Raw genomic sequence first — 10,611 nt, forward strand, 5'->3', positions numbered from 1 at the left:
AGTCCAGACTCGGAGCCTGGATCACCAGTTGTTCAGGAAACGGAAGCCTTGCTTGTCATTGCCTTCTTCGAAGCCCATCGCCTCGATCGACCTGTCCTCGGGTGACCGGCGCAGGAAGGCGAGCAGCCCGCCGGCGCGACCATCGGTCAACTCGTTCGCGGCACGGAATTCGGCGTCCGGATCGTGTCCGATCATCACCGCCGCGCGGTAGAGCAATGCCATGGCAGGCAATGGATCCCGCGGGTCGTCGGTGATCGTTTGCGCGATGGCCACCGCGAGGATGCCCGCCCGGAGCTCACGCGCGTCCTGATGGCGGACGGCGATGGACGCCGCCCGCTCGGCGAACGCGGTGAGCACCCGGTCACCGGCACGCGGAACGAACACCGCGGCCTGGTCGAACGCTTCGCCGTCGACAACCTCGAACAGCAGGTCACGTATCTGACCATCACGCGCCGAAGGCAGTTCGTCGCGACCGTAGTTGATGTTCCTGCGCGGCTCGAGAATCGTGAACGACCGCTCCTGAAGAATCACGGTGCTCACCTCCTGGGGGAACGCATGTGGTTCCCGTCCCACTTGTAGCCGGCGTCTGTGAACATCTTGATCTCCCGGGCAGTCACGGTCTGCCTGCCTTTCGCGGCATCCCAGAGGTTCTCGTACGTCAACGGCGACGCCACGTACACATCCTGCTTGTTCTTGATCACGATGTTGATCCAGGCGTCGTTCGTCGCGATGCTCCACTGGTCGTCAGGAATGTCCAGCACATCATGTCCTGGCCAATCCTTCGCGACAGCCGTGTCGGGAGTCCTGCCTATCACGGCTACGTTTCCCGATTTCGGCCTGCCGGCCCCGAAATCCGGGCAGCTGTTGTGGACGAGGACCGGGTGCTTGCCCACCTTGATGTAGTAGGTGTGCAGGCCCTCGACGGTGAGGTTGTGCGCGGACGCCACGCGCAGCGTCCCCAGCAGCAGGCCGCGGACCTTGACGCTGCCACCCGTTGGAGCGCGCAGGATGTCGTCACTGTCGAGTTGGTCGGCCCGCTTCCACTGGCCGTCAGTGGCGCTGTAGAACGGGTGGTCCTCGGTTGTGGTCACCTTGGCGCCGTCCTGAGTGACCAGGTCAAGCACCGTGTCGTCGTGGACGCTGACCGCCTTGACGGATCTCGGTTCGGTCTCACCGGTTTCCGGGTCCGTGGCCAGGACCTGGTCGCCCTCCTTGACCTCGGCGATGGGTTTGGTGCTGCCGTCGCCCATCACGACGAGGGTGTCGCCGGTGAAACTGCAGGACTCGCTTTCCCTGACCTCGTTGAGCAGCTTCCTGGCGGCCTTCAAGACCGAGCGCTGGCTGGCACCGCCGCGGCCGCGGCCGGCGCCTTCAAACGTGCCGATGAGCGCGTGGACCCGCAGAGCTTCTCTGAGGAGGAACTGGTGAGCAGTCTCATTGCAGAGCTGCCTGTCGTGGGTGCAGAAGACCATCAGTGCGCCGACGCTGTCTTCGGCGTTGTCGTCCTCGCCCATCGGCGTGACGATGTCGCCGCCGAACTTTTCCTTGACCTGCGGGATGATCACGTCCGCCGCGAGCGGGCTCCACGGCAGTTCGACGATGCCGTTGAGGAAGGCCGTGCCGGAGTTGTCGACGACCAACGACCAGTTGCCGCCGTAGTCGATCCGCCCAGGCCTCCCCGGCCCCAAGGCGGTGGCCGGAGTCGGTGGCTTCGGACCCGCTACTTGCTTGTTGTCCGTGGCCCGGTAGCAATCGTCCATCAGGCAATAGATGGGACTCAGGCCGCTCGGGTCGCTGAGGGTCGTGGGGTTGTTGTTGGCGTAGGTGTAGGCGGCCCACTGTTGCGGTGTGGACGCGTCCAGCAGGGGGTCGACCGAGAGGAACCGGCCGGTGGTGGGGTCGTACTCACGAGCGCCGATGTCGGTCAGCCCGGTGACCTCGTTGTGCGGCTTGTCCAGGAAACCGCGCTTGTCCGGCCACGTTCCATTGGCTGCCAACGGGTTTCCGTAAGGATCCATCTCACGGCGCGTGACGACGAAGCCGTCCTTGGTGCTTTGCAGCGCAACATGGTTGGTGCCGTGCTGGTCTGCCTGCACGTACTGGACGGCGGTGCCGCCGGCACGCAAGCCGACGGTGATGCCGTTGTGCGCGTAGTACCGAGTGGCGGACACGTGCCCGGTCGCGTTGTCCCGCACGATTTCCTCGCCCGGCAGGAACAGCGTGGTCTTGCCGGGGTCGCGCCGCATCAGCTGGTTGTTGTCACCGTCGTAGACATACGACGTGGTGCCGGCCGAGGTAGTGATCGAAGCCAGGGTGCCGTTCTCGTTCCACGCCAGGGTTTGCTGGCCACCGGGCACGTCACGGCTGGTCGTGCTGCCGTTCGCGTTGTAGTCGTACGCGGTGTTCTTGGTGCCGGCAGGCCCCCTGGTCTCCGTGCTCGACAGCGCGTGCGGCCGGATCTTGTCCGGACCCGAGCCTGGGTAGTTGTACGTCGTGGTCGTATCGCCGGTCGCGCCGGGCAGCGCGTGCTGGACCTGCTTCTTGCGCAGGCCAATGGGATCGAACTCCCACGTCGTCCAGTACGGCGCGGTACCACCGACGTTGACGCTGCCAGCCGTGGTGGACGGTGCGGCAGCGCAGTTGTCGGTCGCGCTCCAGGCCTGGGACAGACGGTTGAGCTTGTCGTAGGTGAAGCACTGGGTTCGCACCGGGGCGTTGTCGTTCGTGTCGCCCTGGGTGTTGACGAGCTTGGTGACGTTGCCGGCCGGGTCGTAGGTGTAACGGAGGTCGTCGACTTGCGGGAAGTCCTGCTGGGCGGACAGGTTGGCCTGGGTGACACGGCGGGTGTGCCGGTCCCGGTCGTAGGTCAGCCATCCGGCGCTTTCGTTGACGCCCAACGAGTACTGGGAGGCTTCACCGTAGGGCGTGTACGTCGAGTCGGAGACGTACTCGTTGTACCCCGTGGTGGACTTCGCCTGGCCGTACCGGTCGTACTCGATGGTGATCGTCTCGGAAGGCAGTCCACCAACGGCGGGTTTGGTGGCACTACGTAGCAATCCCGTTGTGGTGTACGACATCTGGGTCTCGTACAGCGTGGCGAACCCGGTCTCCCCGGCAGGGATCTGGATGGTCTGCTTGGCTACGTTGCCCAGGCTGTCGTACCGGGACACCCCGACGTTGTAGGCGCCCTTCGGGGTGTGCCGGGTGGTGTGCCCCAGCTTGCCGACACCGTTCGCCGCGGTGTCGTAGGTCCACGACGCCAGCTTGTTGGCCGCGGTCTTGTTCAGGGTCTTGTACTCGGCGACCTTGCGGCCCAGCTCGTCGTAGTCGTAGGAGATCTCCTGGCCCCTGGCGTCCTTTGTGGATTGGACCAGTCCGGAGATGTCGTAGGTCACCGAGCGGGCACCCGAGTCCGGGTCGGTCGCACTGGTCTGCCGGCCAAGGAAGTCGTAGCCGTACGACCACACGTTGCCGCCCGAGTCGGTCATCGACTCCAGTTGGCCCAACGCGTTGTGCTTGTAGGTGGTGGTGTGTGCCTCTCCGCCGGACGCCTTGGTCCCTAACGCGGTGGCGGTGACGACAGGCGGCGTGGTGTAGGTCATCAGCGCGGTGTTCTGGCCCCACACGTCCACCACAGTGGTGCTCGGCACCCCACCGGGCGGCGGGATGACCGTGGTGCGGTCGCCGCCGTGGATGGTCTTGGTCTCCCGGGTCGCGTCGAGTCCCTTGTAGGCAGTGGACTTCGTGGGCCGGCCCGCGCCGTCGAACGTGGTGTGGGTGCGGTCGTCGACCACCGCGCCCGCCACCGCGACCAGCTTCGCCTCGGGCACGCCATCGGCGAGATACCGGTTGTTGCTCAGCACCTCCCAGCCATGCGAGTCGTAGAAGACGTCCTTGACGACACGTCTTTGCACTCCGTCCGGATTGGACAGATCGTCGGACTGGACCTGACGCAGCTGGCCGAGACCGTCGAACAGACTGACCTTGGTGACGTAGTTGGTCAGCAGCCCGTTGTCCACCAACGTCTTGGCGGTCACGGCGAGCGGCTGGTCGAGACTCTGCCGGTAGGCGTACGAGATGCTGGGACTGGGACTGTTCCTCGGCCGACCTGGCAGCCATACGGATACCAGCCGGCCCGCCGGGTCGTAGTCAGCCTCGGTACGGCGGCCACCTTCGTCCACCTTGGCGACGACCAACCCACGCGCGGGTTCCCGTTCGATGGTGGAGACCTGGTTCTTCGCGTTGGTGGTGGTCACCGTCTGCACCAGGCTGGTGTCGGCCGGGGTGTAGGCGGTGCGGGTGGTCTTGCTGCGGGCATCGGTCGAGGCCGTCAGTCGCCCACGGGTGTCGTACGCGCTAGTCCCCGTGGTGGTGAACGTCAGAGCGCCGTTGGTCTTCGCCGTGGCGGTTTCGGTGCGAGTGGCCAGTCCCGGTCCGGGGATGGCGCCGAGCGTCCCGGAATTGTCGTAGTAGGTGCGGGTAGCCCCCACGGCCAGCGACAGGTCTTCCTTCGCTGGGCATTCCTGTTTGTACGTCAGCCTTTCCTTGACGCGGTCACGGATCCACTTGTCGGTGTTGTCGGCGTAGCTCACCGTCTCGCACAGGGTCGCGACACCGTCACCGGCCTTGTTGGTGGCCACCACGCGTCCGATGTCGTCGTAGCCGTACGACGTCGTGCTGGTCCGGGTACCACCCGCCACCATTGGCGCCCGCGCCCGAGCGCGGCTTGTGACGACCACGTTCGCGGTCAACGGGGTCAGTCCGTCACGGACGCGAGTGGCCGTGGTCCGCTTGACCTCCTTCTCCGTGATCTCCGACGAGATCAGCACATCGCTGTCGCCGTCGAAGGTCTGCGACTCGTGGACCTCGCCGGAGAAGGCGTTGTGGTCAGTGACCTTCTCCCCCAACGAGTTCTCCACCTGGCCGCCCATACCGCGGTAGTAGGTGGTGCGGGTCAGGGTCTGCTTGTCCTTCGACCCGTCGAGCTCCAGCCGGTTCTCCGTGTTACCGGTACGGACCTCAACCTGGGAGTAGCCGCGGAATTGGCCGTGGGTGCGGTACTTCGGTTCGACGATCTCGTTGTCGTCGAAGTGCCACGCCGGGTTGCCCCCGTACCGGTACGCGTTGATCTGGGTCGGGGAGATCGCGTTGCGGTCCTGCACCTCGACCTGGTCCACGACGTACTTGTGGAAGAAGTCCTTTACCGGGTCGGGATTGTGGTACCCCAGGTCCCAGTACACCGGGTAACAGCGCCGGGTGTTGTTGGCCAGATCGCCGGGGACACTGGTCGCGGTGCAGTCCTCGCGGCTGTACCGGACGTGGATGATCGACCCGGTGTCAGTGGCGACGTCGGTCAGCCGCCAGTGCGGCATCGACGGGTTGTTGTTGTAGCCCGCGACCCGGTTCGGATACAACTGGCTGGTGAACTCCACCGGCGGCAACGGCAGCGTCCTGCCGTCCTTGGCGTGGCCGGTGCGTACGATCTTGTCCAGCCGCAGCTGTGGGTCACCGATCGACGGGAAGTCCTGGGTGAGGTCGTAGGTGTCCACCTTCACCGGGCCGGTGCCCGGGTTGTACTGGGTGGTGATCTTCGCCAGGCGCTTGGTCGACCAGTAGGTGGGCGAGTGGTTGTTGCACACCGTGCCCTTCTTGCACTCCTGGTCCACCGGGGTGTCCGGCCACCGGGTGGCGTTCTCCACTGTGAACAGGGATGGGTCGCACGAGAAGTCGCTGGTGGGCTTGCACCGCTCGGTCACGTCGAACACGACCTGTCCGGTCGCGGTCTGGCCGTAGATGGTGTTGTTGACGTTGCGCAGGCCGTAGTCGATCCGCCGCAGGGTCCCGCCGCGGGTGTACTCGACCCCGATGGTTTCCTTGTTGGCCCCGTAGTAGTTGGTCTCCGGCGCGTAGTAGTACGCCTGGACGTTGCCCTGCGGGTCCTCGACGAAATCCGCGTTCCAGCGGTAGATCTGGGTGCATCCGGACTGGGCGAACCCGGCCGGGTTGTAACACCGGTCGCCTGACTTGGTCCCGTAGACCCGGGTCGTCCACGCCGAGTTGGTCAGCTCCTGGTCGGTGTGCCCGGTCCACTTGTTGCGGCCGAAGAAGTACTTCGTCCCGTCGGTCTTGGTGACCTGCCAGTACTCGCCGGTCCCGCTGCCGTGCAGCTGGATCAGCGTCCCGTTGTCGCTTTCGCCGTGCCAGCCCTTGTCCTTGTCGTACACCAGGGGCATCGACTGGCCACCGAGGTTCATCGTGACGATGTCGCCGGCCCAGCACTGATCCCCGGTCTTGTTCTCCTCCGGCAGGCCCTCGATGGAGGCACAGGACCGGAAAGTGCGCTCGATGTAGCCCGGCGTGTAGTCCCAGCCCTGGCCGACCCACGACGGCTGCCCGCTCGTCGCCGCTGTGCGCCCGTCCACGCTGCCCGAGCTGTACGACAACTGCACCGATGGCCCAGCGCCCGTCCCGCTCGCCACCGGCGGCACCGCGATCGGATAGGACCAGTTGAACGAGCCGGAGTTGCCGGACACCGACCAAGTCCCGGACGGCGACAGCGAGGTCGCCTCGAACGACCCGTTCGATCCGGCCGCGGCGGGCACCACAGCCAGCACGGTGAACGACTTCGCGGCAATGTCCACGTCAGCGGACACCACCTCCGCATTGCCGTCGTTGCGTGAGCGCAGCGGAGTCTGTACCTGGCACGCCGGCACATCCGGTGTGGTCAGCGCACACTCCGGCAGGCGCACCAACCGCGCTCGCGCCCCGAAACCGGCGCCGACGGCGTGCTGGAACGACTTGTATCCGACCTCCACCGTCGCTTGCCCAGCCGTACCCCGAGTCGGCAAGAGGGCCACCACCACACCGGGCGCCGCCGCCCTGCGGGCCGTGGCCCGGTCGGCCACCTTGACCCGCACAGCCTCCAGGCCCGACTTCGACGCCACCGACACCGGCACCGTGCTCGCCTGCGCCGTCCCGGCCCGTCGTGCTCCCTCGAGGACCACTTCGGTTTCACCGGCGTTCGGCCAGGTCGTGAAGTGCCGGACCTCACCTGCCCCCGGATTCGGCGGCGTCTTCACCTGCCCTAACGGCGCATCGGTGTGGGCAACCACCTTCTCCTGCGGAGCGGGCGGTCTTTTCGACGGCTCCGGGGACGCCGGTAAATCCACACCGACAACGAGACCGGCAGCAAGCATCACCGACAGAGCCACGAATCGCGTACGCATCAGTACTCCCCAGATCGCGATTGAACTGCGCCAAACCAGCGGTAGTCGCGGATGGCGTGCACGGTTCGGCCTGCCCGCACGTAACTTGCCTGACCGGGCCATACGTGGGGTACACACAGTCGTATGGCCGGAACTACCTCACCCATCGGCGGGCTCCACGGCGATCACGTCGCGGAGCAGTTCGCGGGGCTCGGGGCCTGTCCAGTGTGCAAACGACTCTGGCCCGTAATCGGTGGTGGCGTTGAGTGATTCTCGCCACCGCCACCACCGCACCCACCGCCTACGTGATCTTGAGGCTCCATGCCTGTGTTACTGCCTTGCCCGGCGCATCCGCCCTATCCGCGCGACCTCTAACCGGAGTTGTCGCGGACCGCTGCCATCGGTGCGTGGCGGCGGTGCGGATGGTCAGCGCAGGGAGCGGAAGAACTCGCGCACGTCGGCGACGAACGGGCCGGGCTGTTCCAGGGCCAGGAAGTGTCCGCCGCGCTCGAATTCGGTCCAGTGCACGATGGTGTGATCGCGTTCGGCGAAGCGACGGATGGCGACATCCTGGGTGAGGGAGACTGCTACGCCGGTGGGCACGGTCCCGGGTTCACGTGGTGCCCAAGCCGAGGGGTCGTGATGGGCCTCGTAGTAGTTGTGGGCCGAGGAGGCGCCGGTCTGTGTGAACCAGTAGATGCTGACGTTGGTGAGGAGGGCGTCGCGGTCGACGGCGTCTTCGGGCAGGTCGGCGGCACTGTCGGTCCATTCCTTGAACTTCTCGACGATCCAGGCGAGTTGGCCGGCCGGGGAGTCGTTCAGGCCGTGTCCCAGGGTCTGGGGACGGGTGCCTTGGATCTTGTCGTAGCCGCTCTGTTCCTGCTGCCAGTGCTCTAGGCGCGCCAGCCGCTCCTGCTCGGCCACGGTCAGGCCGTCCATCTCACCGTCGGCCCCGATCGGAAAGGTGACCAGGGCGTTGACGTGCACACCGAGGACATGCTCGGAATCTTGGCGACCCATGGCCGGGGCGACGAAGGCGCCGACGTCGCCGCCCTGCACACCGTAGCGGGAGTAGCCGAGCCGGTGCATCAGCTCGGCGAAAGCGTCGGCGATGCGGCCCTGCGTCCAGCCCGCCTCGCTCAGCGGAGCGGAGAAGCCGAACCCGGGCAGAGAGGGAATCACCAGGTGGAAGGCGTCGGCGGGGTCGCCGCCATAAGAGCGCGGGTCGGTCAGGGGGCCGATGACGTCCAGGAACTCGGCGATCGAGCCGGGCCAACCGTGGATGAGCATCACCGGGGTCGCCTCGGCCTCGGGAGAGCGAATGTGCGCGAAGTGGATGGTCTGCCCGTCGATGTTGGTAGTGAACTGGGGCAGCTCGTTCAGCCTGGCCTCGTGCTTGCGCCAATCGTAGCCGTCGGCCCAGTAGGCGGCGAGCTGCCGCAGGTAGCCGGTCGGGACGCCGCGGCTCCATCCTTGGCCGCCGATCTCGCCGCTCCAGCGGGTACGGGCGAGCCGGTCTCGTAGGTCATCCAGCTCGTCCTGCGGGATGTCTATGCGGAACGGGTTGATCATCGAACTATTCCTTCCAGAAACGGAATATTTGTATGAAGATGGTGGTCCGATTGCTTGCGGTTCACCGCCCGTCTCAGAGGACGGGCTGACCTTTTGGGCTGCGAGGCATCGGTCGTTTCGTGCAGGTTGACGCCAAGACCCACGCCGAGCTAGATAGACAGCCCGATGCCCCCGTCCTGAGTACGGCGCGAGCCGTTGCGATGTGCTTCTATGCGTAGGCGTGATCGACAGGCTCAGAGCACCGATGATGATGGCGAATGCAGCCACGCTGATACGGCGAGTCTTTTGCCACAGGCCGCATGGGCCAGGTAGCAAAAGGATCATCGTGCAGTTCAAGTGGCCAGAAAATTTCCGTTCGCTGGCCTGGCGATAAGATCGGTGGGACTACAACGCATGCCGTCCTACTGCACGCTCTTCCACGATTAGTCTCACCGCAGACCCCTTCCCGTGCGGGCGACGCCTGATGACCCGAAAGCGGAGAGCGGCTTGAGTCTTTGGAAGCCGGGAGCTTTCGGGATGTTCGCCTGTTTGTGCTTGAGAGTGGAGATTATGAGGATTCCACGACGTCGGCTATCCGTATTGCGCAGCGCCAAGTGCGCTCTTGGGATGGCGTGCTGAGGGAGATCTCACCTCCTGCGGTCACGAACGAAGCGCCTGAACTGGCCGACCGGCTGGTGCCGGTCGAGCTCGTTGTACCTGCTGGTGTGGCAGAAGCTGACGGGCTCGCTGACCGCCTTGCCGATCGTGACGCCCACCGCCAAGCCCTGCGTGACCTGCGTCGCAGGGTCGGTGGCGCGCCGATGCGCCGCCTGTTCGAGGTGCTCAACGGGCCGCTGGCACAGCCCAGAACTCCCGGAGTGCGGTTCGGGCCCTACCGCACGGTCTCCTTCGACGATTGCAGCTCGCTCAAGACCCCCCGACACCGCCCGTAACCGGGCCTGGCTCGGCAGCCCCAGCCACGGCGGCAACCCGCTGCTGGAGCTGATGACGCTCGTCGAGACCGGAACCCGGGACCTGATCGGCGCGGTCTTCGGCCCCACCGGCGAAGGCGAGACGAGCTATGCCCGGCGCCTGCTGCCCCTGCTGAAGCCGGACATGCTCGTGTTATGGGACAAAGGCTTCGACGGCAACGCCTTCCTCGCCCAGGTCAGCGCCACCGGCGCGCAGTTCGTTGGCCGGCTGCGCAGCAACCGGCGCACCCCCATCCTGGCTCGCTCACCGACGGCTCCCATCACTCAATCATCGGCACCCTGCAGATCCGTATCATCGAGGCCCGCGTGAGGGTGACCTGCGCAGACGGCACCACCTTCACCGGCTCCTACCGCCTGGCCACCACGCTGACCGACGCCCGCCGCCATCCGGCCACCGCCCTGATCAGGCTCTACCACCAGCGATGGGAACACGAGTCGGCCTACTACGCGCTCCGCCACACGATCATGCAGGGGCGGATACTGCGGTCAGGCGACCCCGCCGGGCTCGAGCAGGAGATGTGGTCGGTGCTCACGCTTTATCAGCTCCTTCGGACGGTGATGGTCGACCCCGCCGAGTCCCGGCCCGGCACCGACCCCGACCGCTGCGGCTTCTCCATCGCCCTACACGCCGCGCGCGACCTGGTCATCCAGCCTGACGGCAACCCCGGCCACGCCACCACCGGCCTGCTCGCAACCATCGGACGCCGTGTCCTGGCCGGACTGCTTCCGCCCCGCCGCCCGCGAGTCAGCACCCGCAAGGTCAAATCGCCCACCTCCCGTTACAACGAACGACTCAACGACGGCAGGCCCGACCAAAGCCGCACCATCACCGGCCTCGACATCACCCCCCTGCCACCCCCACC

5 protein-coding genes and 1 pseudogene are annotated in these 10,611 nt (G+C 66.1%); 2 read left to right on the plus strand and 4 right to left on the minus strand.

Translation table 11 applies throughout. The features are described 5' to 3' along the window. Window positions 1–21 precede the first annotated feature (21 nt). The 4 genes from EJK15_RS22775 to EJK15_RS76380 all read right to left on the minus strand — a co-directional run bounded on the left by EJK15_RS22775 (window position 22) and on the right by EJK15_RS76380 (window position 9,532). On the minus strand, window positions 22–540 hold the full coding sequence (locus tag EJK15_RS22775) for a hypothetical protein (protein ID WP_138712484.1): 519 nt from the start codon (window positions 538–540) through the stop codon (window positions 22–24). After that, window positions 537–7,079 carry an RHS repeat-associated core domain-containing protein gene (locus EJK15_RS22780; RefSeq protein WP_171074475.1) on the minus strand — a complete coding sequence of 2,181 codons (6,543 nt, stop codon included), beginning with the start codon at window positions 7,077–7,079 and terminating at the stop codon, window positions 537–539. Before EJK15_RS22780 ends, EJK15_RS22775 begins: the two co-directional genes overlap by 4 nt. A gap of 552 nt (window positions 7,080–7,631) precedes the next feature. Continuing rightward, a complete protein-coding gene (locus EJK15_RS22785) occupies window positions 7,632–8,777 on the minus strand; it encodes an epoxide hydrolase family protein (protein WP_138712486.1) in 1,146 nt (381 codons plus the stop codon). A 626-nt stretch (window positions 8,778–9,403) separates the two neighbouring features. After that, window positions 9,404–9,532 (minus strand): hypothetical protein, encoded by a 129-nt coding sequence (locus EJK15_RS76380; protein WP_276615421.1) that lies wholly within the window; start codon window positions 9,530–9,532, stop codon window positions 9,404–9,406. 229 nt (window positions 9,533–9,761) lie between these two features. On the opposite strand from EJK15_RS76380, the gene EJK15_RS22790 reads away from it, so the two are divergent. Both EJK15_RS22790 and EJK15_RS22795 read left to right on the plus strand, forming a co-directional pair. Beyond that, window positions 9,762–10,058, plus strand: a complete 297-nt coding sequence (locus tag EJK15_RS22790) for a transposase (RefSeq protein WP_138712487.1) — start codon at window positions 9,762–9,764, stop codon at window positions 10,056–10,058. Then, a pseudogene (locus tag EJK15_RS22795) lies at window positions 10,055–10,611 on the plus strand (hypothetical protein); the annotation flags it as partial. The gene EJK15_RS22790 and the pseudogene EJK15_RS22795, both read left to right, overlap by 4 nt.

The sequence above is a fragment of the Nonomuraea basaltis genome (assembly GCF_005893125.1).
GTDB lineage: Bacteria > Actinomycetota > Actinomycetes > Streptosporangiales > Streptosporangiaceae > Nonomuraea > Nonomuraea basaltis.